Consider the following 25,302-nt stretch of genomic DNA (forward strand, 5'->3'; position numbering starts at 1 on the left):
GGCGCCCCTATCGGTAGTCGAAGTCGTACTCCTGGAACACCTGCACGTCGGTCAGCGCGGCCAGGTCCACCCGGCCATCGGGACCGACGCGCCCGGGATTGTCGTCGGCGGTGACCCGGAGCCCCCAGACGTCGATCATCGGACCGCCGATCAGCGACCCGAGCGGATCGCCGGGATCGGATCCCGCCACGATGCCATCGGCGTCCGTGGTGACCACCAGCTCGGCACCGGTACTGCCTGGAGTGATCCGCATCACCAGCCCGGCTGCCAGCGCCGGCGGGCCGGTCAGCCGGAGCGTGACGATCCGCCGTACCAGGGCCTGCTGGAAGCGAGGGAAGTCGCCGGCGGTGAACGCGAGCTCGGCTTCCCCGGCGTTGCGCAGATAGAACAGCTCGTCAGGAGCGACCAGCCGCAGCGACGTAGAGCGCGCCGCCGACCCTGAGGTGGGCAGCGATCCTCGTAGGGCGGCCTCGATGTCAGTGTCGTGGAAGGCGTCGAAGCACAGGACCAGGTGCACGTCCAGGATGTCGTCGAGGTCGAAGTCGTTCGCGCCCTGCGGGAGGTCGAGCTGCCACATGGTCGCGACGCCGTTGTTCTCGAACAGCCGCAGCTCGTTCGGATCGGCACGGAAGACCAGGGCGTCCTGGCGGATGTCGTAGCGCGACAATGGCATCACGTCCGACGGGTAGACCTGGGTCCGGATCGCCCCCGACCGGTCGCGGAACTGGGAGACGCCGATGTTGCGCAGCGTGCCGTGGACTTCGCCGACGCCGGTCACGCCGACCAGGGCGAGCTCGACGTTGTGCAGCTTCTGCAGGTACAGCCCCGGGTAGAAGCGGTCGATCTGCTCCATCGTGGTCTCGAAGAGCGCCTGCCCCGTGCTCCGCAGCGCGTCAAACGCCATCGGGTACAGGTCGGCGAGCGACAATGTCACCTTGACCGGGGCCTTCTTGGTGCGGGTCGTGGTGAGGAAGTCGAGGGTGAAGTAGTCGATGTCCCGCAGCAGCGTGTCCGCGCCGAGCAACCCGTTGGTGGCCGCCGAACCGTAGTCGAAGCGGATCTTGCGCAGGTCACGGCCCGTCTCGCCGTCGTAGGCGCGCTCCATCAGCACCGCTGTCTCGATGGCCATGTCCAGGTAGCGCTGCGACAGTTCACGCATCGTACGCGCCAGCTCGTACCACAGGCGCGCACCGAACTCCTTCAGGTCCAGGAACTCCCGGTTCTCCGCCGCATGCCGTTCCTGGAGGCGGGCCACCGCCACCCGCTGCTCCGCCACCGCCACCCGGCTCTGCGCCTGGGCCACCTGCTGCTGTGCGACGGCCTTGTAGGCGGTCGCGGCCGCGATCTCCCGGTTCAGTCGGCCGGCCTCCAGGTTGTGGGTGATGAGCGTGCGCTTGGCCGACAGCTCTTGAATGACGTGGCTGCGGCGTTTCGACTCCGTGCTGTAGGCCGACCAGGAGTCCGGGATGCGCAGCCGGACCTCGTCGTCGGCACTGACCGACTGCGCCGCCGCCCACGCTTCGAGCTGGGTGAGCTGGTAGAGGTCCCAGCGGACGTTCGCGAAGTCGGTGGCCGTCTGCACGGCGTTGGCGCGTTGCGTCTCGGCGTAGTTCAGTCCGGCTCGGGCCACCCTCTCCCCGGCGCGTGCCTCGTCCGCACCGCGCCTTTCGAGCTCCACCGAGGCACGGGCCAGATCGACCTGCTGGTCCATCTGCTCGCGGCGGAACTCCTCGTTCTCCGCCTGCGCCTTGAACTGGATGTAGCTCTGCTCGACCACCGCCGCGTGCTGTGCGAAGTAGCGCGCGGTGTTCTGGAGATGGGTGAACCCGAAGGGCGGCAGGTAGTCCGGAGGTATGCCGAAGAAGTTGAGGCCGGCGGCGATCTGCGTGAGCCGGCCGCGGGCCCGCAGCAGCACGCCGATGACGACGGGGTTCTCGTCGAGCGCCTGCGGGTCGGCGGCGGTGATCACCGTCTTGGCGCGGTCGGCCATCGGGCTCAGCCTGCCGGTGTAGAGGCCGGTCGCGGGGATCGTGCCGTCGGTTCTGACGATCCGATCGTAGATCGCCTGCGCGGGCGGGAGCGCCGCCGGGTCGTTGCCCGCGGCCCGATAGAGGGAGTCGCCCCAGGCGAGGTAGAGCTCGGCCAGACGGGTCCAGACCCGTGGCATCTCGGCATGCGCGTTGAGGAACGGGTACGCCGCCGCCGTCAGGTAGTGGCGCTCGGCCTCGGCGAAGTCGCCCATGGCGGCGAGCGTGTCGGCGATCGACATCGGGAGGACGAAGAAGTAGACGTGCGGCAGGTAGGCGGTGAGCACGGTCGGGGCGAGCGTCTGTACGTGCAGGAGCGACAGGTCCTTGGTGGCGGCCATCTTCTGCAGATGCTGGCGGATGCCGGTGCCGGCGGCGTCCAGGTTGATCGTGTGCAACCCGGTGTCGGCGTTCAGCACGACATGGCTGTCCGGGACCTTGCCCGTGGTCGCGTAGCGCAGGGCGAGCAGCGTCGTGGCGCGGGCGAGGGCAGTGTCGGTCATGTTCGCCTCGGTCGTCGGGCCCGCTTCATGACCGGTGTCGAAGGGCCCTGCCCGCAGGCCGTCGCCGGCCCGGCGGCCGGGTAACTCGATGGCGACGGGGTGGATGCCACGTTCTCTGGCCAGCTTGTCCGCCTGGGCCTCCAGCCTTGCGGCGGCGTCCTGTTCACCGTTCCTGCGCAGTAGCGCGGCTGAGGCGGTGAAGGTGAGCACTTGGCCCTCGGCGTTCTCGGCCTGCTGGAACGTGCGCAGAGCCTCATCCATCAGTTTCTTGGCGCCGGCCTTGTCGCCGTTGCGCTCGTCCAGGATGGCCAGGTCACGCAGCAGGAAGCCGCGCATGCCGCCCGCTTCCTTCGGTGCCGCCTCGAGCGCCTGCGCGTACGCGTTCCGCGCCGCCCTCCAGTCTTCCTGTTCCACCGCCGACGCCGCGTTCTCCATGTGCAAGGAGACCAGGTCCACCTCGGCCGACCTGCGCAACCCGCCGATGAGCGCGACGTCCAGCTCCTTGGCGACCGTGTCGTCGAGCCGTACCGGGCCCACGATGTCCGGTGGCAGCGACGGGATCGGCGTCGGCGTCCGCCGTAGCATGGACGCCGAACTGGACATCACCGCGTCCAGCAGGCCCGCCGTGTAAGGAGCCTTGAACTGCGGCGTCCGGCCCTGTGTGACGGGCAGCGAGGGGTTCACCGTCTTGAGGATCAGGGCCTGGAGCCGCTGGTATCCGACCAGCGCCCGCGTCAGCTCCTCGCGCAGATGAGCCGTACGGGCGTCCGCCAGCTCGGCCTGCACCTGCTGCTCGAACGCGCTGGTCGCGCTGGCCACCTCGTAGGCGGGAGCACGGACCCTCCTCAGGTCCTCCAGGTGCGAATACCGGTTCTCCATGAGGTACGCGCGAATCATCGGCCCCCCACCCTCAGAGCTCAAGGACCCTTCAAGGACAGCAGGGTCCGCCCGTATCCCGCCAATATCCACCCCGCCTCTGCACGTGTCTATCACCGGGCAAGGCCGCGAAAGCCACAGATGTATAGCGGCCAAGGCGATCACGGGCCTTGCGTCGTGAGGAGGTCAGAGGTTCTTCGGTGCGTCGATCATCTAAGCCGCTTATCAGCACGGGCCAACGGATGGCGTGCCTCGGCGCCACGCCCGTCGATCAGCGCGGGGCGTTCCTCCTCGCGGTAACGCCGCAGCTTTCGCCATATCGTTCGCCCGCTCACGCCGAGTTCGGCGGCCTTAGCCCGGACCCGATCGCCGCGCCGGGGATGCAACGCCAGGTCGTAGGCAGACCCCGGCCCAGCCCAGCTTCCACCACACCTGCCATGCTCCCCCCGAGGCTGCCAGACACTGCGGGCACGCCCGACTGCCGAAAAACTGCACCCACTCACGAGCCTCGACCCGGCGGACCGACTCCTTGTCGCCCACACGGACGCCCGCCAGGTCCACAGCGGAGCCGTTGAATATATCGCGCACGATCTCGGCGCCCACCCCTGTAGCAGCCCTGATCGCCTGACACATCTCCAGGGTCGCGACGATGCCGTACACCAGCGAGCGGATGTCGCCAGCCTCCGCACGCTCGTCCAGACCCAGCGACTCGACGATCGTCCACGGCGGGCATCCGTTCCGCACCGCCAACCGATCGACCCAAGAGACGAACGACTCGTCCGGCTGCGGCTCGACCACCAACGCCAGGCGCCGAGGGGATACGGCCAGATATCACCTTGAACCTCCTGCCGTACACGCGCCTGCTGCCATCCCCGATGTCTGGCGTCGCCGAACATGACAGCGAGGCTTGAGGCCGACCTGGGCACTGTCATTTTGATCAGCATCTAATCAGGACGTCCGAACGACATTCAAAGTGACAGTGCGATCCGAGCATGATTCGGAGGGACTCTGTGGCGAGGTGAGGGCATCGCCACCGCTTCTGGCCCGTTTCGACGCTGTGGTGGGTCAGAAATAGGCACCAGGTATGGCGGCGCCGAGAATGGGGCGGCGAAGGTGTTGTGGGCTGATCATGACGTCGGTGATGCGGCTGGCGAGTGCCAGGGCCGCCGGGATGGGGTTGTCGATGTGGTCGCTGGAGGCCGGATCGATGCCCAGCTCACGGAGGTGACGATTGAGCCGGTCGGGATCCGCGCCCTGCCTGTCAATGGGAAACCCCGGGTTGATGTCGGTGATGAGCCGGCCGTCGACGGCATAGGTGACGTGGTGCTGGGCGTAGTCATGCCGCTGCACCGCCACGGCCTCTCCGCCGTTGCGCGATAGGGCGCCCAAAGCCTCCCGTTGCGCGCCGCGCCAGCCGCAGTCCTCGATCGCGACAGTCCAGTCCCCGATTCGCCTCACGGTGATGACTTCAGGTCCTTCCGGATAGGAGTGGTCCCCATCTCCGATCAGCCGAATGTCCTCGTCCGCGGCGCCAAGCCGGCGCAGCACCTCGTGCTCGTCGAGCCCACGAACGAAAACGATTGTGTAGATGTCACCGAGTTGGCTGTCCCCCTGCCACTCGTAATCCTCCGGCGACGCGCCGGGGGTTCTCGCGGTGGCGTGGACCATCTCGAACTTCTCTGCCTGCTCGTGAACCTCGGGATGGGCGGCGAAGAAGGCATCGATAATTTCCGGAGCAACCCGGCCACGCTCGCTGACAGGGTAGCCCTTCGCCTTCGCCCATGTGCGGATGCGGCGGGAGGTGTCACGCCCGTGCGCCCGGTAGGTGACGCGGAGGGGAGTGAAGTCGGCATCGGACATGATCAGAAACTACCGAAGCCGGGACGTCAGCCCGCGCTGCACCAGTAGGCAAGTTGCGCGCTTGTGCTTTTGACCACCCGTGGGATGGACTCAGGCTGCGGCCAGATCTGCAGCAGATATCGGTCTTCCGCTCCCGAATCCTCGTCCATGTTCACGGCGTGATAGCGCAGCCGATACCACCCTGGTCCCGAGGGTAACCCGGGCAGCTCGTGAACGCCTTCGCCTCCCCATTCGCATAACGAGACCCGTCCGGCCTCGGACCGGAAGCTGATCTCCACAATGTCCTCATATCCGTCGGTGTCCGCTCCCGGGTCGTGGTCGGCCACGGTCGCCGAGAAGCCGAGCGTGCCCGTGTGTGTTCCCGTGAGCAGGAGAGCGGCGCCGTCCTCCACGCGAATGATTCCGACGGGGTGATCGGGATGGTCATCGGCGAAAGATGCGTAGCCGTTGTTGTCGTCGGTGTCATCGACAAGATATGCCTGCCCGTAGTGGACCCAGAGGCCGAACGAAACGGTGCGAGTAGTGGTCATGGTCGGCAAGACTATGATCACGTACTGACATTCCCGACCGATCCGAGATCGGGCGCCGCCGTGGTGTGGCCATGCTGTCGGAGTACTACTTGGCTCTGTCGCTGATCTCGGGATGGTCGACTTTTAGGTCCGGAGCAGGATCCGCTTTCGGAGCAGATCGAAGTTAGCTCGCCCATAGCCCTGCCGCTTGACCAACTTCACTCGCGTGTTCTGTCCCTCGGCCTGGCCGGAGTTCCAGGGAAGCGACATGCCGGCGACGATGGCGTCCATGTCGTAGCGCAGGCCGTCAGCGAAGCGGTGCAGGTGGGGCAGGTCGTCGTGGTGAACCCCGTCGATCCAGCCGGGCAGTCGATCACCGCGTAGGTCACGCATCATGACCGCGAAGGCGCGGACATGGCGCAAAGCGGCATCCAGTTCGGGGCAGGCTTCGCGGACCTGCTTGAGTTCGAGAGCGTCGTCGGGTCGTAGATGATCAGGATGGCTCACGATCCACGCGGTGATCGTTCGGGGCTTGGGGACGGGCCTGGGCGGTGGCGGCGCGACGCTGCCCTTGCGCAGCAGGCGGATGTAGCGATCGACCGGGCTGGAGCTGCCTTGGTATCCCAGGGCCTGGATCTCGCGGAACAGCAGGCAGGCGTTGTGACACCCGCTGCTGTAACGGTCGTGGAGATACGGCTTGTAGGCATCCAGCATCGTGGTGCGATGGGTAGCGGCGACCAGTAGTTCCTCCAGACCTGCGGCGCGGGCGTAGCGGCGGACGGTGTAGTAGTCCAGGTTCAGGTCGCGGCTGATGCCCTTCAGCGAGCGGCCCCCGGCGACCAACTCCTGTACTTCGGCGTACCGCGTGGTCATCCGGGCCACCAGGGCACGTTCGCGGCCGTTGACGTCCAGGTGGCCATCCGGCGGTTCGGGCGGTGTAGCCAGTTCGCCGCGGTTGCCGGGTAGATCGGCGAACGCCGACTTGACACAGCCGTGGTGTGCGCCGACGACCTTCTCCACGGCCTCGGTCAGGTTGTTCCACAGGTGCCATCGGTCAACTACCTGCCGGGCCTGAGGTGCACCGATGCGGGCAGCCTCAGCGTAGGCGCGAGCGCGATCCCGAGAGACGATCTCCACCTCGGGGTGCGCGGCCAGCCACTTGGCCAGCGGGCCGGCTTGCCTGCCCGCCAGCACCTCCACCGGGCGCCGAGCCTCCAGGTCCACCACGATCGTGGCGTAGGTGTCGCGCTTGCGCAGGGCGAAGTCGTCCACCGCGACCACCCGCACCGCGCCGACCGGCGGTTCAGGGACTGACCGCACCAGCCGCAACAGGGTGTCCTTGGCGACCGGCATCCCGAGCCGAGCCGCCAGGCGAGCGCCTGCCCGAGCCGCCATCCCTACCGCGACCGAGGTCAGCATTCTCCGCAGCAGCGGCGTGTAGCGGGCGTGCGGACGGGTCAACCCGTCCACCTGCTCGACGAACGTCGCCGCCGCACACACGACGTTCGCGCACTTGAAACGCCGTACCGTCACCGCCAGCACCGTCTTCACACCGCCGACCGCAGCGTCGGCCAGTCGCCGGACGTAGCGGTCATGCACCCGGCCCGAGACAACGCCGCAGTGCGGACACACTCCCGTATCCGCCCGGCATCGGGCCCGCAACGTCACCATCCCCGCGAGGTGTTCCACGGCCTCGACCACGATCCCCGCCCAATGCGGGATCAACTCCTCAACGCATCCCGGAATACACTCCGAACACGATCGACTACCACGCCGTTCCACGTCCCGAGATCAGCGACAGAGCCAAAGATCGTGCTGGATGCGCAGCAGCCGTTCGCCTGTGAGGGGGTGGCAGGGGAGGTCGGCCAGCACCTGGCGGCAGTTGCGGGCGCCGATGATGCGCCCTTGCGGGCCGAACGGTCCGTTGCATTCGCGCCGGTAGCGTGGGGTGTCGCCGACGCTGATCCGGGTGTGGCAGCTCGGGCACCAGCCGGTCAGATAGACGCGGTGAATGGGGCAGACCACGCAGGGCAAGCAGGTGCCAGGAGATGCGCCAGATCGGATCGGGCCCGGCCAGGCAACGCGGGCAGACGGCTGCAGTGTCGAGGCGCCATGGCCAGGGCCGGGTGCTGGTGTTGCCGGTCCAGCTGCGGATGATGAACTGGCCGCCCTGGCCCATCAGCGCCATGGCCATCATGGCGCGGGCACGCAGGCCGGTGGCGTCGCGCAGGTTCTCGAAGACGTACTCGCCGTCGTAGATGGTGAGAAAGTCCTCGCCCAGGGTGAAACCTCGCGTGCCGTACTGACACGTGCACGTGTCTCAGACAGCCGGGGCTGTGGAACAAGGCTCTTGACGAATTAAATGAATGCTCTTTTACTTTCTGTGTGGGGCGCATCGCGGGTGTCACCGCCGCCGAGACCCGGGAGCGGTTGCTGGACGCGGCAGCGGAGGTCTTCGCCAGGCGTGGGTACGACGGCACGAGGGTGGCCGACATCGCCGCGGCCGCGGGGGTGAGCAACGGCGCGCTGTACACGCACTTCGGCTCGAAGGCCGAGTTGCTCGTGACCGCGCTGCGCGCGCACGGGCCACAGCTGCTCGCCGACCTGTTCGCCGCCGACCCCGACCGGTCGATCACGGATCTGCTGCTCGTCATTGGCCGCTGGCTACCCCGCCGGCGAGATGTCCGCGGCGCCCTCATCGTCGAGGCGCTGGTCGCCGCCCGTCGTGACGAGGACGTCGCCCGGCCGATGCGTGACTACGTCGGTGAACGTTCCGACTGGCTCGCGGAGCTGGTGCGCGTCGCCCAGAACGACGGCGAGTTCGACCCCATGCTGTCGCCGAACGCGCTCGCCCACTTCTGCCTGCTGCTCGCGATGGGCAGCGCGCTCGTCCCACCCGGCCTGCACGGGGTCGACGACGCGGAGTGGACCGCACTGCTCACCCGGGTCGTGGCGGCCCTCGCCCCTGCTGACGACACCACCGCACAGAGCGGAGCACCGTAGTGAGAGTCCAGATAAATTCTGAAAAATGCCAGGGACATGGCCGCTGCTACGACCTCGCCCCCACCCTGTTCACCGAGGACGAGGAGGGCTACGGGCAGGTAATCGCGGACGGCGTCGTGCCGCCGGGAGACGAGCAGGTGGCCCACCTGGCCGTGTCCAACTGCCCCGAACGAGCGATCGACATCGTGCAGGAGGCGTGACATGACCGGAGACGACCGCTTCACCCGAGACTTCCGGGAATCGCGGGCAGACCAGCCCCTCGGCACCCGCAACGAGATCATCACCGGTCCGGTCTCGGATTGGGCGACCGACTTCTCCCACCTGGAGCCCGAGTGGGCCGCCGACCCGTACCCCATCCAGGACGACCTGCGGCAGCGCTGCCCGATCGCGCGCACCGACCGGTTCGGCGGCGGCTGGCTGCCCACCCGCTACGAGGACGTCGCCGCGATCGCGTACGACACCGAGCACTTCTCCTCGCGGTCGATCATCATGAGCAACTTCCGGCCGCCCCGGGAGGCGGCGCCGGTGGGTGGCACGCCGCCGATCTCCTCCGATCCGCCGTTCCACCACGACGCGCGCAGGCTGCTGCTCCCGGCGTTCACCAAGAGCGCGGTCGCCAAGCGGGAGCAGGCGACGAGAGCGTTATGCCACTCGCTCATCGACGCGTTCGAGGGGCAGCCCACCGTCGACGCCGCCCGTGACTACGCCCAGTACATCCCGATGCGGGTCATCGCCGACATGCTCGGCTTCCCACCCGAGGACGGGCCGCGGTTCCGCGAATTCGTGGAGAACACGCTCGAAGGCATCAACCTGCCGCCGGAGGAGCGTATGGCGCGGATGGGGAGTCTGTTCGACTACCTGCTCGCGCAGGTCCGTGATCACGTCGACAACCCGCGTGACGACCTGACGACCTACCTCGTCAACGCCGAGCTGTACGGCCGCAAACTCGACCCGTCGCACGTGGCCGGCACGATGGCCCTGCTGCTCATCGCGGGCATCGACACGACCTGGAGCGCGATCGGCGCGTCGCTGTGGCATCTCGCGAAGACCCCGGCCGACCGTGAGCGCCTGGTCGACGAGCCCGCGCTGCTGCCGACCGCGATGGAGGAGTTCCTCCGGGTCTACGCGCCGGTCACGATGGCCCGGCTGGTCAAGGAGGACACGCACTGGAACGGCGTCGACATGAAGGCGGACGACTGGATCCTGCTGTCGTTCCCGGCGGCCAACCGGGACCCGGCGCAGTTCGAACGGGCGGGCGAGGTCGTCATCGATCGCGAGGTCAACCGGCACGTCGCGTTCGGCCTCGGTATCCACCGCTGCGTGGGCTCGCACCTCGCGCGGATGGAACTGCGGGTCGCCCTGGAGGTCTGGCTTGAGCGGATCCCGAACTTCAGCCTCCACGACCCGGCGGCCGTGACCTGGTCCACCGGCCAGGTCCGCGGACCTCGGACACTTCGGCTCCGCGTCGACCAGGCCCGGTCTCCGGCGTGAATCGTTCGTGCGTTATCGGGATTAGAGCGGTTCAGTCGCGTCTCCGGAGCTTTCCTGTCGCCAGATTGAGGTAGTAGACGCGTTCGCTCAGGGCGCTGCGGACCAGGAAAAGGCCTTGTTCGGACCAGCCGAGGCCAACGTCAAGGAAATCGTCGCCGGGGAACGTGGGAGTGACGCTGGACAAACGCCTGCCGGTTTTCGGGTCGAAGGTTTCGACGCGACTCCCGAAGTGCCGGATGACCACAAGGCGTTTTCCGTCCGGCCGGAGGTGGTACGTGTCCTCGCGGGTGTTCTTCCTGGTCTTTATGAGGGGAAGGCTCATTCGCGTCTTTCCCCGGTGGTCGAGCACGAGTACTCGAGAGGCCGTCGTGACCACGATCCCGCTCCTGTTGAGGGCGTGGACGCGTTGAGCACCGGGGATCGACACCGTGGTCCAGGTCTTGGTGTCGGTGATCCGGGTGCCACCCTTGGTCAGGGCGACATACCTGCTCTGACCGAGGAATGCGGGTGTGGGCACTTCGGCGTCGGCCAGGTTGCCGGTGAGGTGGTGAATGCCCTTGGCATCCTGGTACGCCATGCGGCGGTCGTCTCTGCCCAAGTAAACGACGGCCTTTTTATCGGGACTGCGGATGAACGGCGCCTGCCGGGGTGCCTTGCCTTTTCTGACGGTGTAAGGCGCGGCCTGCGGGAACGGTTGTCCGTTCACCAGCCAATACCGGCAGGGATCGTCCATCTGATCGATCCATGGACAGGTGGGCGCCGCATATTCGTCCACCTTCGTGAACATGGCCGTGTCCTTCGGGAACGACCTGGGCATCGAGTGTTCGGGCAGCTCGCGCTGTGCCGGCTGCCCGGGAGTGAGCATCGCGCCTGCCAGTACGACTGCGGTTCCCGCGAGGTAGAGGTTCCGCGTTGACCATCGGCGAATGGCCAGACCGGCCTGGGTCGTGTCGTCGGGGGCTTCGGTTGTCGGCCCGGTTCGCAGATTCCGGGCGGCAAACGGTACGGCCGCCGTCACGATGATCATGATGGCGGCGTGGGTCAGACGTGCCGGAGTGGCGCCGTGGTTCGTCAGCAGATAACCGCCTGCCACCACGGCACCGCCGACACCGAGCAGCCACGCCCTTCGGTAGATCTTCACGTCGTGGCCCTCCGCGTCACTGTGATCGCGGAGCGTTGGGGTCGGTGGTCGTACGTGAAGGAAGATGGAGACGGCACACCAGCCCAGGACCAGGTAGAACGGATCGTCGGTGAAACACGCCAGGGGAGCGGCGAAGACGAGTGCGATCAGACGCCACCGGCGCAGGCCGGCGAAGTGGTCGATGACCTGACGGGCGTTGGCCGCTGTGACGGAAAGGTCAAGGAGCGCGGTAAACCTGGTGAGTCGCTCCTGTGTGACTGGCATGGCCGCCACCAGCACGACGATTACGGCGGCTACCCAGGAGATCATTGGGGGTATCGTCACGAGATGCCACCATATATGGTTTTGAATCGTGGATTCAGGTGACATATGGCAGCAATTTGGCGTTGCTACATGGCGCTCTCAGCGTGTGCGGTCGTTGGTCTCGGCAACGGTATTCGGCTTCCTGTCACTTGTGCTCATTGTGACGGGCATATGGTGGTCGGGGGTGCCGACTCCGCATATCCGGTGGAGCATCGACGATTTCTTCCTCTCCCCCGAGGTGGACAAGAACGGCGTCCTGTACGCCAGCCTGAATATCGAGCTTGAAAACGAAGGGGTGGCCTTCACCCTCACCGGTATCTCGGCAGAAATGCCGGGCCTCCGCCTGCTACCCGCTGACGAGACGAAAAAGGAACGCTCCGTGGTCACCGTGAAGGGTGGTGGCTTCGAAACCCTGACGAGGCGCATTGTCATCACCGACTGCGCGGCGGTGCCACACGAGCCCCAGCCGGTCAGGTTCACGTACAGAACCTGGATGGGTTCAGGGGCGGCGGAGGTGACGTGGGACTCATGGCAACTGACAGGACCCACGGAGCGTCTCCAGGTCGCCTGGCAGCGAGGTCTCGCAGGCAAGGTCTGCAATGAGGTGTTGAGTACAAAATGGTTCTGAGGGCCGGCTCATCCGCGGACGACAAGCCTGAAAGGCCAGGGCGGATGCGTCCGGTCGCCAAGATCGCCACCGGTTTCGTCTTCGTCTTCGGCGCCTTCCGCTTCAACGGTTTCGACCTGCTGTTCGACCCTTTCGGCTGGGGCCTGTGCGTGTCCGGGCTGTTCCGGTTGGAGCGATCCGCCGACGATCCCTTCGGCCGGGCCAGGCTGGCCGCTGTCGCCATGGTCTGCACCTCGCTTGTCGCCACGATCGTGTCCGTCGCGGATTCGAGCCGCACCTTGTCGAGTTCCTCCCTGGGGGAGGTGGTCGGCATCGCCAACGCGGCAGGCGCTTTGATCACTGTCTGGCTGATCACCGACGCCATCATCAGACAGATCCGTCCTCGCGGGGCCATCTCCCCGGCCGCTTTGCTCGACGTACTGCGCTGGGCCGTGGTCGGCCTGGGAGTGCTCGGTGCGTTAGTCCAGCACGGCTATGCCGACCTGGGGCTTTTCGTGTTGGTCGCCTGGTTCGCGGCCATCGTGGCCTTGATCGTCGTGCTCTATCGCTCGGCCCACCTGCCGTACCTCTCCTAGGCAATCGGCACCCACCGCTGCGTGGGCTCGCATCTCGCGTGGATGGAACCGCGGGTCGCCCTGGAGGTCTGGCTTGAGCGGATCCCGAACTTCGGCCTCCACGACCCGGCGGCCGTGACCTGGTCCACCGGCCAGGTCCGCGGGCCACGAGCGCTTCGGCTTCGCATCGACCAGGGGCCGTCTCAGTAGGCGACTGCCGCTGCCGATGGCCGAATCCGGAACACGGGCCTGAGGGATCGATCAGGCAGACCGGCGTGTTCGTGAACCCTTCGGGCGCTGCGGTGCGACAGGCAGATGTGAGATCAATGAGAGGTCGGCTCGGATGAGCGGCCGCGAGAGTTCGAAGGTCGCCGCCGAAGGCGACCGTGAGGCGTTCGAGGTGCATGGCTCCCCGCCGCTGTTCGGAGATGCTACGACGGAGGTGACGGTGTGACCGCCGAGGTGCTGGACGTGTCCGCTTCCGGACCGCGGGTCGTGCCGTCGCTCGCCCTGAACGAGGCCTGGCGGCTCCTGCGGCATCCGCTCACCCTGCTGGGCCTGGCGCTGTGGACACTGCGGGTCGTCCAGGACGGCTGGGCGGGGCCGCGACCCGCGTTCGCCGCGCTGACCTCGGAGATGACCATCTTCTGGGGGGTTCCGGTCTTCTTCGCCGCGAACCTGGTCGCCGGCGCCGCGCGGCGGGCCGAGGAGGCGCTGTCGGTCGTCCCCTGCGACCGAGAGCGGCGCACCGCCGCGCTCTGTCTCGCCGCTCTCGGCCCGTTCGCACTGACCTGTACGGCGCAGGCCCTGCTCGCCGGGCTATACGTGATCACCGGCAATGAGCTGGAGCGTTTCCCGTCCCCGGCGGAGCTGGGCACCGGGCCGCTGAACGTGCTGGGGGCCTGCCTGCTCGGGGTGGCCGTCGCCCGGTGGCTGCCGTGGCCGGGGGCGTCGGTGCTCGTCATGCTGGCGCTGACGGCCTTCAACAAGATCATGTTTGACCACGGGGGCCAGTACATGCTCGGCTTCTACCTGGACTTCACGATCTGGGGGCCCGCACCGTACCTCGCCCCGGCGGGGTTCATCCCCGGGCACACGGGTCCGCACGCTCTCTACCTGCTGTCGCTCGCCCTCGGGGCGGGGGCGCTGGCGATGCTCAGGGACACCTCGTGGCGCGGGCTCTGGCTGGGGGCCGGGGCGGTCGCGGTGCTCTGCGTGGTGCTCACCGGCATCGGGCAGCTTCCATGATCCGCCTGGCCCAGGCGGCCCTGCTGGCGCGGCTGAGCGGCAAGGTGATCCGATGGCAGCCGCTGCTGGGTGCGCTCCTGCTCACCGGTGCGGTCCTGGCCTGGCCCCGTGACGAACCGCTCACCTGGAAGGGCGCGGTCTGGTCGTTGCGAGTGATCGCCGCGCTGGTCACGCTGGCCGTGGTGTTCGTGCTGGACGACGCGGCGGCCGACGTGCTGGCGTCGGTGCCGCTGCCGCTGGGGGCGCGGACCGCGCTGCGCGTGGGGTTCGCACTGGTCTGGATCGTTCCGTCCTGGGGGGTGTCGCTGCTGGTCCTGGCACCGGGCATGCCGACGGTGTGGATCCTGTGGTCAACGGTGGAACTGGCGGGGCTGCTCGTCGCGGGGCTGGCCGGCGCCGCCGCGCTGGCCAGGAGGCGCGGCATGTGGGAGCCGGGTATCGCGGTGGCGCCCGGTGTGGCGGGCGGATGGCTGCTGCTGTTCGCCCTGCCGGGGCCGGTCGCGATGTTCACACTCCGGCCGCAGGACTGGACGGTGGCTCATCTCCGCTGGTCGCTGCTGCTCGTGGCGGGTCTCGCGGTGTTGATCCGGATGTCGCGCGATCCGGCACGGCGGTGAGCCGGGCGGGCGCCTACCCGCTGGAGACCGAGGCCGCCACCCGTACTGAGCTGCGCTGACATCTTGTCGGGCACGTTGTCCGGCTTCGCCTTTCGCGTTACTTAGCGGATCCTAGATTGACTTCCATGACGATAAGGGTCGGCCTGGCCGGTACGGGGCGGTGGGCGGCGGAGTTTCACGCGCCCGCGCCCGCCGCATGTGCCGATGGCGGCTTGACCGCAGCGCCGTGCCTGACCTCGCCGAGGCCGTCGAGCGCGGCATGTCACCCCCTCGCGGACGTACGACATGGCCCGCACCCGGCGGAGACAGACCTGATCCGCGGCGGCCATCCACGACCACTCCCCGAAGCTCAAGCATCCGACCGCCATGACGAGGACATCGCATGATCACCAAGGGCACTGTCGACCGCCTCATCCGCTTCGATAGCGGCGGCCTGCCGGTTCTCTCCATGTACGTCGCTGTGGGCTTTGACGAGTTCGAGGCCGTCCGTACCCGGGTGAACAGCCTCATCACCCAGATCCGCCCGCTCACCGAGGACCCGTCGCTCGACCGGCGGGCACGGCTCTCGTTGCGGCAGGACATCAAACGCATCGAGGGCATACCGGAACTCGGGCGGGGCACGGTCGGTGCCGTCGCGGTGTTCGCGTGCAGCGAGGGTGACCTGTTCGAGGTCGTGTCGCTCCCGCGCAAGGTGCGCGACCAGGTCGTGGTGGATCAGACTCCGTACGTCCGTCCCATGCTCGCGGTGCTCGATGAGTATCACCGCTGCTGCGTCCTGGTCGTCGACAAGGGGGCGGCCCGCGCATGGGAGCTGTACCAGACGGAGATGCGCGAGATCGGCGAGGTGCAAGGGAGCGTCCTCCGCAAGCCCGACTACGCCGGCTGGGCCGGTCTCGCCGAGTACACGGTCCGCAACAAGGCCGATGACCTCGTCAAACGTCACTATCGCCAGACCGTGAGCCTGCTGGACAGGCTCTTCCGCGCCGAGAACTACGACCTGCTGGTCGTTGGCGGCCGGCAGAACGAGGTCACCGTCTTCCTGGACTTCCTGCCGCAGCAGCTGCGCACGAAGGTCGCGGGCGTCTTCAACGTCGACACGGGCAAGGTGGCGACGTCCGAGGACATCCGCGAGAGCGCCGAGCGTCTCGTCGCCGACTACGAACGTGAGGAGGAACGCCGCCTGGTGCAGGAGGTCTTCGAGAAGGCCGCCGTCGGTGGCAACGCCACGTTGGGGATCGACGAATGCCTGTGGGGCGGCACCATCGCCGCGATCGACACCCTGCTCATCCAGGACGGTGCCGAGGTCCCCGGCGTGCTCTGCGATGAATCCGGCTGGCTGGCCCGCTCCGGCCAGACCTGTCCGCTCTGCGGCGGCGCCACGCGTCAGGTCCCCGACGTCCTCGACGAGCTGACCGAAACGGTCATCAACGAAGGCGGCTCCGTCGAACACGTCGCCGTCGACACCCAACTGAAAGACCACGTCACAGCCGCGGCCCTCCGCTTCCCGCTCCCTCCGCGCCCCTGACGGGGGACTTTCACCCTCCATCCGACAGCCCGCCGTCCGGACGCACCGGTTCCGAACGGCGGCTGTAGTCGGCACGCTCGCTGCCCTCGCCGTACCGGGGCCGCGTTACCGCACCCGGAAGACATTTCCCCCATAGCCGATATACCCTCACCGTGCACCTGCGGCGCGCATGATGAGGAGCGGCTTTGCTTCCTGATGGAGCGGATGAGCTTTCCCTCGACTTCACCTATGGAGAGGTGCTCTTCTGGATCGCCTACGAATTCGTGTACGCAGTGCTCATACTCGTCGGCCTGGTGCTCCTCGTCGGCTTGCTCATTGTCGTGACCGCCACGGTAATCATGGGTGGTCTTTATCCTGTGCTTCGCCGTCTTTCGGACCTCCGGCGAGGGCGTGAACCCGAGGATGATCGTCGGCCGCAGGAGTCAGCCCTGTGGTGGCTGGGGGAGGAACCCGACCTTCCCGGCCACCTCCCAGGCGAGCCCAACACCCCGGCTCCTTCGGGCCAAGGCCGTCTGTGACCGTTGGCGTCCAATGACCGAGTCGGTTCTACCGCGCATAGCCGAAGTCGCTTAAGGCGCTGCTGTTTCGCAGGGGTGAACCACCGTCCTGCGCGTGCCGTATACATTCGTGGTGCCACAAGGACTGGAAGCGATCCCCCGCAGTCCGACATCATGTATGCAACCTCGACAGTTCATGCCGGAAGGCGCCACCAGCATCTCGTTGTGGCGGGTGTCGTCGGGACTGGTATGCCACCCGTCAGCCTGCTTTACTGGCGCCGTGATGACTTTCCAGCACTCCACCAGGTCCCCCGGGCGCGCTCTGGTGAAGCTGGTCGTGATGGTGCTCCTGCTGAGCGCCGCACTCGCAGCGGGCGCGTGGTGGACACTGGCGGAGGGGTGGGACGCCCTGTTGGATGCCTTGCCGATATGGCTGCCGCACACCAGGGGCTAGGCCGCCTTTCGTAGCTCCATAACTCGCGACCAGGCGACTTTGCAGTCGGTTTCAGCCGCGTGGCACCCGGCGTCAGGTCAGATTTCTCCCTAGGCCGTCGCCCCCCGGCCGTCCGCCTGGGCGGCGGCGACCTCCGCCAGGCCGGGCGGCCGCATCCGCCCGGCGGCGGCCAACGCCTCCACGTGCTCGACGTTCACTCGCGACCAGTGGCTGCCCTTGCGGCGGCGCGAGTACCGTTGCAGGAAGCAGTGCCTGTCATAGGACCTGCGGTGGCTGTCGATCCAGCCATAGCACAGCGCGACCTCCAGCGCCTGCTCGATCGTGATCAACGCTTCGGTCGATCCCTTCTTGGCGATCTTCAGCCAGACACCGCCCTCGGACCCGTGATGCTCGGCCAGCCACGACTCCCACCGGCCGGCGTCCGCGAAGTGCATCATCGGCCCAGGACCTCCAGGTAGTGCCGGTTGTACATGATGCCCAGCACGTTGCCGAACGGGTCGACCACGGACGCGGTGACGAAACCGGGGCCGTACTCGGTGAGTGGTGTGTGCGGCGTGGCCCCCAGGGACAGCAGCCGGTCCAGGGTGGCTCGCACGTCGTCGACGTGCCAGTGGACGATCGCGCCTCCTGGGGCGGCGGGCGCGCCCGGCGGGGCGTAACGCCGGTCGATGAGGCCGAGTTCGGCCTGGTAGTCGCCGATCCTGAACTCGTAGTAGGCGGCAGGTTGCCCGTTGCCCGGGCGCTCGAAGTACGGCTCGACGTCCAGCAGTTCGACGTACCACTTCTTGGCCGCCTCCAGGTCGTCGGCCCAGAAGCTGACGGTGGCCAGTCCTCGCAACATCGGCGGTTCCCTCTTTCGATCGGTGACAGTCACCATGCTCCACCTCAAAGTGCTCACCAATTGAGCACTTTGTTGGAGAAACTGGGGGCATGCGTGCTGATCGTCTCGTCGCCACCCTCCTGCTCATGCAGGCCCGTGGCCGGGTGACCGCCGCCGAGCTGGCCGCCGAGCTGGAGGTGTCCGTCGCCACCGCTCGCCGCGACCTGGAGGCGCTGTCCGCGGCCGGCATCCCGGTGTACCCGCAGCCAGGACGCGGCGGCGGCTGGTCGCTCGTCGGCGGCGCCCGCACCGATCTCAGCGGCCTGTCGGCAACCGAGGCGCAGGCACTGTTCCTGCTCGTCGGCCCGGCCGCGGCCGTCTCGGGTGAGGCCAAGGCGGCGCTGCGCAAACTCGTGCGGGCGCTGCCGCAGACCTTCCGGGCCGACGCCGAGGCCGCCGCCGACGCCACGATGATCGACCCCACCCGGTGGGGTGAGCGTGATCGCCACCGGCCCGAGCTGGTCGACCTGCTGCAGACCGCCGTGATCCGCAGGCGAAAAATCCGTCTGACCTACACCAACAGCGCCCGGGAGCGGACCGAACGGCTGGTCGACCCGTGGGGCCTGGTCGGCAAGGACGACATCTGGTACCTGCTCGCCGGGACCGAACAAGGACGGCGAACCTTCCGGGTCGACCGGATCACCGGGGCAGAGCCGACAGACCAGCCCGCCGAGCGCCCGGAGGACTTCACGCTCGCCACCGCGTGGCAGCAGGTCGTCGGCGAGGTCGAGCAGCGGCGTTCACGCACCTGGGCGACCGTGCTCATCGAGGCCAGGTTCGTGCCGGTACTGCGAACGCACTTCGGCCGGCACTGCCACATCGACGCCGAGCTCGACCACGGGCGTGTCCGGGTCCGCCTCGCCGCGCCGACCCCGCTGGACATCGCCCGGAACCTGGCCGGCTGGGGCGCGATGATCGAGGTGGTCGAACCGCACTCCGTCCAGGCCGAGCTGGCCCGGATCGGCGCCGAGCTCGCCGGCCGCTACACCAGCGGACACTGACGTGGAGTTCGGCCTTGGGGCGGTGTGCGTCACGCCAGGCTGTCGAGCTCGCGAACGAGGCGGGCTCCCTCTCGGGTCATGATCTCCGGGTCGCGCAGCGCATTGGAGAGCAGGGACATGCCCTGGTAGGCACCGACGAGCGTCAGTGCGAGGCCCTCGGGATCGGCCACGCCCAGCTGGCGGTACTGCTGTTCCACCCAGTCCAGCAGCCGGCGGATGACATGGCCCGCCGCGACGTCGAGGCCACTCTCGGTTCGCTTGTCGAGTTCGACGGCAAGGGTGCCGGTGGGGCAGCCGTAGCGGGCCGCGGTGTCGCGCTGACCGACCCACGTGTCCACGAGGCCCTTGAGGCGTTCGCGCGGGTCGGGGAGCTGGTCGAGCCGGCCGGTGAGGGCTTCCAGATGTCTGGCGTGCTCGGAGAGGGCGGCCTCGACCAGTTCGTCCTTGGTCTTGAAGTAGTAGTACACGTTGCCCGCCGGGACATCGGCGGCGCGGGCGATGTCGGCGATGGTCGTGCGTTCCACGCCCTGCTCATGCAGCACCCGGGCGGTGGCCGCCATCAGTCGCTGCCGCTTACCGGCGGCCTTCGCCCGAGGGTGCTGAGAATTCATTGAGTTAGCCACCCGACTAACTATAGACAGCCGATGGCCGGGCTGTGCTAACGTCTCACTCGACAAAGTTAGTCAGCTAACTAACTGATTTCTGAGCCGGGGAGATCGACATGATCGTGGTAACGGGTGCGACCGGGAACGTCGGGCGGGCGCTGGTGCGGATGCTCACCGAGGCTCAGGTGCCGGTGACGGCCGTAGCCCGGCACATCACCGACGCCGACGTGCCGCCGGGGGTGCGGGCGGTGGCCGCCGACCTGGCCGAGCCGGCCGGTCTGCGGGTCGCGTTCGACGGGGCGGAGGCGCTGTTCCTGCTGGTGGCGGGTGAGAACCCGCACGGCATCCTGGAGGTGGCGAAGACCGCGGGGATCCGCAAGGTGGTGCTGCTGTCCTCGCAGGGCGCGGGGACCCGCCCGGAGGCGTACCGGCACCCAGGCCTGTTCGAGGCGGCCGTGCGGGAGTCCGGGCTCGGCTGGACGGTCCTGCGGTCGGGCGGGATGGCCACCAACGCCTTCGCCTGGGCCGAGTCGATCCGCACCCGGCGGGAGGTCGCAGCGCCGTTCGGTGATGTCGGCCTGCCCTTCATCGATCCCGACGATGTGGCCGCGGTCGCCGCCGCCGTCCTGGGCCAGGACGCTCACCTGAGCGCCGTCTACACCCTGACCGGTCCCGCACCGACCACCCCGCGCGAGCGGGCGGCGGCGATCGCGGCCGCGCTGGGCGAACCGGTCCACTTCACCGAACAGACCCGTGAGGAGGCCCACAGGCTGATGGCGCGGTTCATGCCGCTGCCCGTGGTCGAGGGCACTCTGGCCATCCTGGGCGAACCGACCGAGGGCGAGCAGCGGGTGAGCCCCGATGTCGAACGTGTCCTGGGCCGGACGCCGGGCACCTTCGCCGCCTGGGCCGAGCGCAGCGCCGCAGCCTTCCGGTGAGCATGTCGGCGTGGGGGACGGTGGGTGTGCGGTCAGCGCTTGACGGCTCGCAGCACGACGAACCTGGGGTCGCTCGCGGCGACCTCGCAGTTGCCGAAGAGCCGGCGGAGCTTCGCGTGGTAGCCGAGGTGCCGGTTGCCGACCACCCACAGCTCGCCGCCGCGGCGCAGCGCGGCGCGGGAGCCGTTGAACATGCGCCAGGCCGTCGCGTCGGTCGTCGCGCGGTGCGTGTGGAACGGTGGGTTGTTCAGCACCAGGTCCACCGTCCCGGCGGGTACGCCTGACAGGCCGTCGGCCGCCAGGAACTCCGCGGTGGTGCCCGCCGCCATGTTCGCCCGGAAGGTGGCCTCCGCCGAGGCCAGCGCCTGATAGGACTCGTCGATGAACGTCACCTGGGCTTCGCTGTTGCCCAGTGCGGCGGCGAGCCCGACCACCCCGTTGCCGCAGCCCAGGTCCACGACATGTTCGCGCCCACGGCGCTGCGGCAGATTCTTCAGGAAGAAGCGGGTGCCGACGTCCAGGCGGTCGGCGCAGAAGATGCCCGCGTGGTTGGTGACGGTCAGACCCGAGACGGCTCCGACACCGGTGGGCAGCGGGTAGCTTCGCGGCCACGGGTTGTCGCTCCGGGGAAGCCCGGGGTCCGGTGCGCAGAAGATGAGCCGTGCCTTCTTCGCCGCCAGCGACGTCCTGGTCGGCCCGAGGATCCGTTCGAACAGGTGCAGCGTCGAGGTGTGGATCTCGGTGACCATCCCGGCGCCGACGACCACCGTGCCGGAGTGTAGGTGCGGTGCGAGGCGGTGCAGCTGGTCCTCAAGGAGTGCGAGGCTCTTGGGCACTCGGATGAGCAGCACGTCGATCCGGTCCGGAGGCGCGTCCCTGGTCGTGCGGAGCCCTACCGTGTTCCCGGCGACGTTCCCGGCGACCTTGTTGCGCTCCAGGTTCGCCAGGGTCGCCTGCCTGCCGAGGAAGGAGTCGGTGATCTGCACGGGATGGTGATCGGCGAGCGCGGTGACCAGGGCGCCCCACCGGTCGCCCAGCACGACCACGGTGCCCGACAGGTCCGCCTGTTCGTCGTCGAGGTGCCGCAGCAGGTATTCGTCGGCGGCGTCCCAGGCGCGAAACGGGTCGCGGGGATCCTCGGGGAAGCGGGTGAGCTCGAACTCACCTCTCGACGTCGTGAAACGGTTCATCGAGCCTTAGGCTAGCGAGTCACGCGATAAGCCGGTCACATCCCCGCATCGCCGGGCCGGTCACCCCTGCCCGCCGCTCGACCGTCCCAGTACCGGGGGTGCGGTGGATACGGCGCATGCCCCGCGAGCAGGAATCCGTGCGACCGGATACTTAAGTACACCCCCTCGATCGTCGGCGGCCAACTTTGGTTACCGCACGACCGTCCTAAGCCCGATTCCGCGCCGGGCGTCATCTGCCTACCGTGGGGTCATGACCTCCACCAACCCGAAGTCCCCGCTGGCGTCCCTGGCGGGTCTGCTCTGCTTCATCCTCGTCGCCGGCGGCGGGAGCGGCCTTCTGCACGAGTGGTTCGGCTGGATCCATTTCATGGGCTTCCTCCGGTTCCTCGCCCCCGAGGGCTACGAGATCTACAGCTACGCCTTGATGATCGCCCTCGGCTTCGCGATAGGCGCGGCCGGCAACGCGCTCACCCGACGAGGCCGCAGATGAACCACTCCGGGCGACTGTCTCGGGGCCTGGGCAACGGATGCGCAGGGCGGCGGCGCTGCTTGTAGCGTCTGCGTGTGACCGAGGAAGAGTGGGCCGAGCACCGGCCGGCGGTGTTCGGGGCGGCTTATCGACTGCTCGGTAGTGCCGGCGACGCCGAGGACGTGGCGCAGGACGTCTGGCTGCGCGCGGCCGGTGCCGACCTGTCCGGGGTCGAGGATCTGCGGGCCTGGCTGGTGACGGTCGCCGCCCGCAGGTCCTACGACATCCTCCGGTCGGCACGGGTGCGGCGTGAGACGTACGTCGGCCCGTGGCTGCCCGAGCCGTTGCTGACCGGTCCGGACGCCGCCGAGCCGGTGCTCGTCGACGAGTCGGTGAGCATGGCGATGCTCGTCGTGATGGATCGGCTCACGCCGCCCGAGCGAGTCGCGTTCGTGCTGCACGACGTCTTCGAGGTGCCCTTCGATCGCATCGCCCGGGTGCTCGGCGTCACTCCCGCGGCCGGCCGCCAACTCGCCTCACGGGCGCGGCGCCGGGTGGCCGCGACGAAGCAGCAGCCACGCGCGAGTCGCCCGGAGCGCGAGCGGGTGCTCACGGCGTTCCGCGCCGCGTACGAGGCGAGTGACCTGAAGGCCCTGGTCGAGCTCCTGCATCCCGACGCGGTGTACGTCACCGACGGCGGCGGCAAGGCCTCCGCCGCGCGCAAGGTCATTTCCGGTGGTGAGCGGATCGCCATGGTGCTGTCCCGGGTGGCCGGGCGGTGGGGGCTCTTCCCGCTCGTTCCCCGCGAGGTGGGTGGGGAGCTCGCGCTGGTGGCGTACCGAGACAAGCGGATCGTCCTGGTCGATACCTTCGACGTCGCGGCCGACGGCCGGATCCTGGCGATCCGGCGGGTGCTCAATCCGGACAAGCTTATGCACATCGCTCCGGTGCGCTGACTTTTTCTGGCAAAGGTCGTCACATCGGCGGGTGCCATCTCGTCTCCCTGGTGAGAACCGGAGAAGAGATCGAGAAAGGCGGAAGTACGATGTCACGTTTGAACGTCGCCGAGGTGGCGCCCGAGATCTACAAGGCGTTCATCCAGGCTGAGCAGGCGATGCTGAAGGGGCCGCTGGACGCCACGATCCGCGAGCTCGTCAAGATCCGTAGCTCGCAGATCAACGGCTGTCTCCTCTGCATCGACATGCACGTCCACGAGGCGCTGCGACTCGGCGAGAAGCAGGATCGGATCTACCAGCTGTCCGCCTGGCGGGAGTCGGAGCTGTACACCGATGCCGAGCGGGCCGCGCTGGCCTACGCCGAGGCCGCCACGGAGCGGCCCGACGGCGTGTCGGACGAGGTCTGGGAGGCGGTGGCCGCCGCGTTCAAGCCGGAGGAGGCAGGGTACCTGGTCGCCCAGGTGGCGCAGATCAACCTGTTGAACCGCATCGCGGCGCCCACGCACACGCGCCCTCCGAAGCGGAGCTGACGGGGCGCGCGATGTCGTCGCGTGCCGGGACTCCCGGGTGACCTGGGCCGTCTCGTTCGGATCGGTCAGAGCACCCCCGGGCCCTGGCGAGGGGCCCGGGGTGTTGTGCCGCCGTTCAGGAGTTCGACCTCGAACGTGAGCTCAAGCAGGTCCTAGGTGCCGAGGTGGCGGGATCGGACCTCGTTGACCTCCGCCTCGTGGAGCACCGCCCAGTCCGCCAGTGCCGACAGCGGTTGGAGCAGGGTGTGCCCCAGTGGGGTCAGGCTGTACTCGACGCTGGGCGGCACGGTCGGGTGCACCTCGCGCCGCACCAGCCCGTCGGTTTCCAGACTGCGCAGCGTGCGGGTCAGCATGCGCTGGCTGATGCCTTCAATGGCACGGTGCAACTCGTTGTACCGGTGCGGGCGCCTCCCGAGCAGGACCACCAGCAGCATGCTCCACTTGTCGCCCATGCGCCGGAACACATCACCGACCGGGCACGCGGCGAGCTCGTCGGCCGGCACCGGGCGAGGCAGCTCGTGGGCGAGTACCGAGGGAACACCGGTGTTCGTACCGGACATGAAACTGCCTTCTTTCGGTCTGCGGCGGGACGGCTCACGATGGACCAGTTGCTGTCGAGCCTATGGAGGACCCCGTGCCGAGCCAACCATCGAAGACCGTGATCATCAGTGGTGGCACCGACGGTATGGGCCGCGCGACCGCCCTGGAACGGCTTTCGAGGGGTGACCACGTCACCGTGATCGGCAGCAACGAGGCCAAGGGACGTGCTCTGCTCGATCAGGCCGGGCATCCGAACCTGCGGTTTTTGCGGGCGGACCTGTCCTCGATCGCTGAGACCGAGCGGGTGATCGCTCATATCGGCGAGGAACACGACACCGTCGATGCGCTGGCGCTGTTCGCCAACCGGGTGAACCCGAAGCGCAGGGAGACCGCGGATGGCTTGGAGTCCACCTTCGCCCTGTACTACCTGAGCCGCTATCTGCTCAGCTACCGATTGCGCCCGCTGCTCGATGCCAGCCCCGACCCAGTGATCATCAACGTCGCCGGTGTCGGAAACACCGCGGGCCAGATCTACTGGGACGATCCCCAATTGACGCGCCGCTATGGTCAGGTGCGTGCCCAGCTTCAAGCCGGCCGGGCGAACGACCTGCTGGGTGTCATGTTCGCCGACCAGGCCGGGAGTAAGGCGCGCTACGTTCTCTATCACCCTGGATTCACCCGTAGCGGGGTCGACGGCCACCCGAATCCGGTGGTCCGGGGATCGCTCAAACTGCTCGCGAAATTCTTCGCCCGCCCGGTGGCCGACGCGGTCCAGCCGATCGTCCAGTGGATCGATCGACCGCCGGCGGATCCGCTTTGCGCGATCGACCGGGGCAAGCCGGTCGAGAAGTCCCTGAAGACCCTCGACCCCGACGCTGCCGCCCGCCTGGCCGCCTACACCGAGAGCCTGCTCCGCGGCCGCTGAACCCGCACGAAGATCTCTCATGAGGTGCCCGT

General features: G+C 68.1%; 30 protein-coding genes. 18 read left to right on the plus strand and 12 right to left on the minus strand.

Annotation, left to right across the window (positions count from 1 at the left end; translation table 11 throughout):
• Positions 1–7: 7 nt before the first annotated feature.
• The 6 genes from ABT130_RS23610 to ABT130_RS23635 all read right to left on the minus strand — a co-directional run bounded on the left by ABT130_RS23610 (position 8) and on the right by ABT130_RS23635 (position 7,800).
• Positions 8–3,427 carry a Tc toxin subunit A-related protein gene (locus ABT130_RS23610; protein ID WP_350958526.1) on the minus strand — a complete coding sequence of 1,140 codons (3,420 nt, stop codon included), beginning with the start codon at positions 3,425–3,427 and terminating at the stop codon, positions 8–10.
• 330 nt (positions 3,428–3,757) lie between these two features.
• On the minus strand, positions 3,758–4,204 hold the full coding sequence (locus ABT130_RS23615; RefSeq protein WP_350958529.1) for a TniQ family protein: 447 nt from the start codon (positions 4,202–4,204) through the stop codon (positions 3,758–3,760).
• A 267-nt stretch (positions 4,205–4,471) separates the two neighbouring features.
• On the minus strand, positions 4,472–5,266 hold the full coding sequence (locus ABT130_RS23620; RefSeq protein ID WP_350958532.1) for a DUF6461 domain-containing protein: 795 nt from the start codon (positions 5,264–5,266) through the stop codon (positions 4,472–4,474).
• Positions 5,267–5,292: 26 nt separating this feature from the next.
• The gene (locus ABT130_RS23625) at positions 5,293–5,796 is read right to left on the minus strand and encodes a hypothetical protein (RefSeq protein WP_350958535.1); all 504 of its coding nucleotides are present in this window, start codon (positions 5,794–5,796) and stop codon (positions 5,293–5,295) included.
• Positions 5,797–5,919: 123 nt separating this feature from the next.
• On the minus strand, positions 5,920–7,500 hold the full coding sequence (locus ABT130_RS23630) for an ISL3 family transposase (RefSeq protein ID WP_350958538.1): 1,581 nt from the start codon (positions 7,498–7,500) through the stop codon (positions 5,920–5,922).
• Positions 7,501–7,566: 66 nt separating this feature from the next.
• Positions 7,567–7,800, minus strand: coding sequence for a hypothetical protein (locus ABT130_RS23635; RefSeq protein WP_350958541.1), 234 nt, complete (start codon positions 7,798–7,800; stop codon positions 7,567–7,569).
• Between the two features lie 23 nt (positions 7,801–7,823).
• On the opposite strand from ABT130_RS23635, the gene ABT130_RS23640 reads away from it, so the two are divergent.
• The 4 genes from ABT130_RS23640 (at position 7,824) to ABT130_RS23655 (ending at position 10,269) form a co-directional block, all read left to right on the plus strand.
• Positions 7,824–8,033, plus strand: coding sequence for a hypothetical protein (locus ABT130_RS23640; RefSeq protein WP_350958544.1), 210 nt, complete (start codon positions 7,824–7,826; stop codon positions 8,031–8,033).
• 127 nt (positions 8,034–8,160) lie between these two features.
• On the plus strand, positions 8,161–8,778 hold the full coding sequence (locus ABT130_RS23645) for a TetR family transcriptional regulator (RefSeq protein WP_350958546.1): 618 nt from the start codon (positions 8,161–8,163) through the stop codon (positions 8,776–8,778).
• The gene (locus tag ABT130_RS23650) at positions 8,778–8,978 is read left to right on the plus strand and encodes a ferredoxin (protein WP_350958549.1); all 201 of its coding nucleotides are present in this window, start codon (positions 8,778–8,780) and stop codon (positions 8,976–8,978) included. The genes ABT130_RS23645 and ABT130_RS23650 overlap by 1 nt, the downstream gene beginning before the upstream one ends.
• A gap of 1 nt (position 8,979) precedes the next feature.
• Complete coding sequence (locus tag ABT130_RS23655) at positions 8,980–10,269, plus strand: cytochrome P450 (RefSeq protein ID WP_350958552.1); 1,290 nt, start codon at positions 8,980–8,982, stop codon at positions 10,267–10,269.
• A gap of 31 nt (positions 10,270–10,300) precedes the next feature.
• Here the strand turns inward: ABT130_RS23655 and ABT130_RS23660 are convergent, their stop codons facing one another.
• A complete protein-coding gene (locus ABT130_RS23660; protein WP_350958555.1) occupies positions 10,301–11,779 on the minus strand; it encodes a hypothetical protein in 1,479 nt (492 codons plus the stop codon).
• 85 nt (positions 11,780–11,864) lie between these two features.
• Between ABT130_RS23660 and ABT130_RS23665 the strand changes: the two genes are divergently transcribed.
• The 8 genes from ABT130_RS23665 to ABT130_RS23700 all read left to right on the plus strand — a co-directional run bounded on the left by ABT130_RS23665 (position 11,865) and on the right by ABT130_RS23700 (position 17,236).
• Positions 11,865–12,341, plus strand: coding sequence for a hypothetical protein (locus tag ABT130_RS23665; protein WP_350958558.1), 477 nt, complete (start codon positions 11,865–11,867; stop codon positions 12,339–12,341).
• Positions 12,342–12,385: 44 nt separating this feature from the next.
• Complete coding sequence (locus ABT130_RS23670; protein WP_350958561.1) at positions 12,386–12,916, plus strand: hypothetical protein; 531 nt, start codon at positions 12,386–12,388, stop codon at positions 12,914–12,916.
• Positions 12,917–12,958: 42 nt separating this feature from the next.
• The gene (locus ABT130_RS23675; RefSeq protein WP_350958564.1) at positions 12,959–13,105 is read left to right on the plus strand and encodes a hypothetical protein; all 147 of its coding nucleotides are present in this window, start codon (positions 12,959–12,961) and stop codon (positions 13,103–13,105) included.
• A gap of 240 nt (positions 13,106–13,345) precedes the next feature.
• The gene (locus ABT130_RS23680; RefSeq protein ID WP_350958567.1) at positions 13,346–14,143 is read left to right on the plus strand and encodes a hypothetical protein; all 798 of its coding nucleotides are present in this window, start codon (positions 13,346–13,348) and stop codon (positions 14,141–14,143) included.
• A complete protein-coding gene (locus tag ABT130_RS23685) occupies positions 14,140–14,760 on the plus strand; it encodes a hypothetical protein (protein WP_350958569.1) in 621 nt (206 codons plus the stop codon). The genes ABT130_RS23680 and ABT130_RS23685 overlap by 4 nt, the downstream gene beginning before the upstream one ends.
• 382 nt (positions 14,761–15,142) lie before the next feature.
• Complete coding sequence (locus ABT130_RS23690; protein WP_350958572.1) at positions 15,143–16,285, plus strand: baeRF10 domain-containing protein; 1,143 nt, start codon at positions 15,143–15,145, stop codon at positions 16,283–16,285.
• A 185-nt stretch (positions 16,286–16,470) separates the two neighbouring features.
• On the plus strand, positions 16,471–16,803 hold the full coding sequence (locus tag ABT130_RS23695; RefSeq protein ID WP_350958573.1) for a hypothetical protein: 333 nt from the start codon (positions 16,471–16,473) through the stop codon (positions 16,801–16,803).
• A 259-nt stretch (positions 16,804–17,062) separates the two neighbouring features.
• Positions 17,063–17,236, plus strand: coding sequence for a hypothetical protein (locus ABT130_RS23700; protein WP_350958575.1), 174 nt, complete (start codon positions 17,063–17,065; stop codon positions 17,234–17,236).
• Between the two features lie 89 nt (positions 17,237–17,325).
• Here the strand turns inward: ABT130_RS23700 and ABT130_RS23705 are convergent, their stop codons facing one another.
• Both ABT130_RS23705 and ABT130_RS23710 read right to left on the minus strand, forming a co-directional pair.
• Complete coding sequence (locus tag ABT130_RS23705) at positions 17,326–17,673, minus strand: YdeI/OmpD-associated family protein (RefSeq protein ID WP_350958577.1); 348 nt, start codon at positions 17,671–17,673, stop codon at positions 17,326–17,328.
• Positions 17,670–18,077 carry a VOC family protein gene (locus tag ABT130_RS23710; protein ID WP_350958579.1) on the minus strand — a complete coding sequence of 136 codons (408 nt, stop codon included), beginning with the start codon at positions 18,075–18,077 and terminating at the stop codon, positions 17,670–17,672. Before ABT130_RS23710 ends, ABT130_RS23705 begins: the two co-directional genes overlap by 4 nt.
• 89 nt (positions 18,078–18,166) lie before the next feature.
• Between ABT130_RS23710 and ABT130_RS23715 the strand changes: the two genes are divergently transcribed.
• Positions 18,167–19,117: a helix-turn-helix transcriptional regulator gene (locus ABT130_RS23715; RefSeq protein WP_350958582.1), complete on the plus strand. Its 951-nt coding sequence runs from the start codon at positions 18,167–18,169 to the stop codon at positions 19,115–19,117.
• 29 nt (positions 19,118–19,146) lie between these two features.
• On the opposite strand, the gene ABT130_RS23720 is transcribed toward ABT130_RS23715, so the two are convergent.
• Positions 19,147–19,728: a TetR/AcrR family transcriptional regulator gene (locus ABT130_RS23720; protein ID WP_350923267.1), complete on the minus strand. Its 582-nt coding sequence runs from the start codon at positions 19,726–19,728 to the stop codon at positions 19,147–19,149.
• A gap of 110 nt (positions 19,729–19,838) precedes the next feature.
• On the opposite strand from ABT130_RS23720, the gene ABT130_RS23725 reads away from it, so the two are divergent.
• On the plus strand, positions 19,839–20,660 hold the full coding sequence (locus ABT130_RS23725; RefSeq protein ID WP_350958585.1) for an SDR family oxidoreductase: 822 nt from the start codon (positions 19,839–19,841) through the stop codon (positions 20,658–20,660).
• 32 nt (positions 20,661–20,692) lie between these two features.
• Here ABT130_RS23725 and ABT130_RS23730 read toward each other — a convergent pair whose 3' ends face one another.
• Complete coding sequence (locus ABT130_RS23730; protein ID WP_350958588.1) at positions 20,693–21,850, minus strand: methyltransferase; 1,158 nt, start codon at positions 21,848–21,850, stop codon at positions 20,693–20,695.
• 250 nt (positions 21,851–22,100) lie between these two features.
• Here ABT130_RS23730 and ABT130_RS23735 point away from each other — a divergent pair, with 250 nt between their 5' ends.
• The 3 genes from ABT130_RS23735 to ABT130_RS23745 all read left to right on the plus strand — a co-directional run bounded on the left by ABT130_RS23735 (position 22,101) and on the right by ABT130_RS23745 (position 23,805).
• Positions 22,101–22,340: a hypothetical protein gene (locus tag ABT130_RS23735; RefSeq protein WP_350958591.1), complete on the plus strand. Its 240-nt coding sequence runs from the start codon at positions 22,101–22,103 to the stop codon at positions 22,338–22,340.
• Between the two features lie 74 nt (positions 22,341–22,414).
• Positions 22,415–23,275 (plus strand): RNA polymerase sigma factor SigJ, encoded by an 861-nt coding sequence (gene sigJ / locus ABT130_RS23740; RefSeq protein ID WP_350958594.1) that lies wholly within the window; start codon positions 22,415–22,417, stop codon positions 23,273–23,275.
• Positions 23,276–23,364: 89 nt separating this feature from the next.
• Positions 23,365–23,805, plus strand: coding sequence for a carboxymuconolactone decarboxylase family protein (locus tag ABT130_RS23745; protein WP_350958597.1), 441 nt, complete (start codon positions 23,365–23,367; stop codon positions 23,803–23,805).
• 152 nt (positions 23,806–23,957) lie between these two features.
• On the opposite strand, the gene ABT130_RS23750 is transcribed toward ABT130_RS23745, so the two are convergent.
• Positions 23,958–24,365 carry a winged helix-turn-helix transcriptional regulator gene (locus ABT130_RS23750; protein ID WP_350958600.1) on the minus strand — a complete coding sequence of 136 codons (408 nt, stop codon included), beginning with the start codon at positions 24,363–24,365 and terminating at the stop codon, positions 23,958–23,960.
• 62 nt (positions 24,366–24,427) lie between these two features.
• On the opposite strand from ABT130_RS23750, the gene ABT130_RS23755 reads away from it, so the two are divergent.
• Positions 24,428–25,270 (plus strand): SDR family NAD(P)-dependent oxidoreductase, encoded by an 843-nt coding sequence (locus ABT130_RS23755; protein WP_350958602.1) that lies wholly within the window; start codon positions 24,428–24,430, stop codon positions 25,268–25,270.
• Positions 25,271–25,302: the final 32 nt, after the last annotated feature.

It is taken from the genome of Streptosporangium sp. NPDC001681, assembly GCF_040298085.1.
Taxonomy (GTDB): domain Bacteria; phylum Actinomycetota; class Actinomycetes; order Streptosporangiales; family Streptosporangiaceae; genus Streptosporangium.

What these genes read in the sequence shown, in the direction of transcription:
- ABT130_RS23660 (WP_350958555.1), bottom strand. Translation starts at nt 11,779, where the DNA reads ATGTCACCTGAATCCACGATTCAAAACCATATATGGTGGCATCTCGTG.
- ABT130_RS23735 (WP_350958591.1), top strand. Translation starts at nt 22,101, where the DNA reads ATGACCTCCACCAACCCGAAGTCCCCGCTGGCGTCCCTGGCGGGTCTG.
- ABT130_RS23755 (WP_350958602.1), top strand. Translation starts at nt 24,428, where the DNA reads ATGGAGGACCCCGTGCCGAGCCAACCATCGAAGACCGTGATCATCAGT.
- ABT130_RS23720 (WP_350923267.1), bottom strand. Translation starts at nt 19,728, where the DNA reads ATGAATTCTCAGCACCCTCGGGCGAAGGCCGCCGGTAAGCGGCAGCGA.
- ABT130_RS23685 (WP_350958569.1), top strand. Translation starts at nt 14,140, where the DNA reads ATGATCCGCCTGGCCCAGGCGGCCCTGCTGGCGCGGCTGAGCGGCAAG.
- ABT130_RS23620 (WP_350958532.1), bottom strand. Translation starts at nt 5,266, where the DNA reads ATGTCCGATGCCGACTTCACTCCCCTCCGCGTCACCTACCGGGCGCAC.
- ABT130_RS23655 (WP_350958552.1), top strand. Translation starts at nt 8,980, where the DNA reads ATGACCGGAGACGACCGCTTCACCCGAGACTTCCGGGAATCGCGGGCA.
- ABT130_RS23715 (WP_350958582.1), top strand. Translation starts at nt 18,167, where the DNA reads ATGCGTGCTGATCGTCTCGTCGCCACCCTCCTGCTCATGCAGGCCCGT.
- ABT130_RS23640 (WP_350958544.1), top strand. Translation starts at nt 7,824, where the DNA reads ATGCGCCAGATCGGATCGGGCCCGGCCAGGCAACGCGGGCAGACGGCT.
- ABT130_RS23745 (WP_350958597.1), top strand. Translation starts at nt 23,365, where the DNA reads ATGTCACGTTTGAACGTCGCCGAGGTGGCGCCCGAGATCTACAAGGCG.
- ABT130_RS23625 (WP_350958535.1), bottom strand. Translation starts at nt 5,796, where the DNA reads ATGACCACTACTCGCACCGTTTCGTTCGGCCTCTGGGTCCACTACGGG.
- ABT130_RS23705 (WP_350958577.1), bottom strand. Translation starts at nt 17,673, where the DNA reads ATGATGCACTTCGCGGACGCCGGCCGGTGGGAGTCGTGGCTGGCCGAG.
- ABT130_RS23690 (WP_350958572.1), top strand. Translation starts at nt 15,143, where the DNA reads ATGATCACCAAGGGCACTGTCGACCGCCTCATCCGCTTCGATAGCGGC.
- ABT130_RS23725 (WP_350958585.1), top strand. Translation starts at nt 19,839, where the DNA reads ATGATCGTGGTAACGGGTGCGACCGGGAACGTCGGGCGGGCGCTGGTG.
- ABT130_RS23710 (WP_350958579.1), bottom strand. Translation starts at nt 18,077, where the DNA reads ATGTTGCGAGGACTGGCCACCGTCAGCTTCTGGGCCGACGACCTGGAG.
- ABT130_RS23675 (WP_350958564.1), top strand. Translation starts at nt 12,959, where the DNA reads ATGGAACCGCGGGTCGCCCTGGAGGTCTGGCTTGAGCGGATCCCGAAC.
- ABT130_RS23610 (WP_350958526.1), bottom strand. Translation starts at nt 3,427, where the DNA reads ATGATTCGCGCGTACCTCATGGAGAACCGGTATTCGCACCTGGAGGAC.
- ABT130_RS23730 (WP_350958588.1), bottom strand. Translation starts at nt 21,850, where the DNA reads ATGAACCGTTTCACGACGTCGAGAGGTGAGTTCGAGCTCACCCGCTTC.
- ABT130_RS23750 (WP_350958600.1), bottom strand. Translation starts at nt 24,365, where the DNA reads ATGTCCGGTACGAACACCGGTGTTCCCTCGGTACTCGCCCACGAGCTG.
- ABT130_RS23670 (WP_350958561.1), top strand. Translation starts at nt 12,386, where the DNA reads ATGCGTCCGGTCGCCAAGATCGCCACCGGTTTCGTCTTCGTCTTCGGC.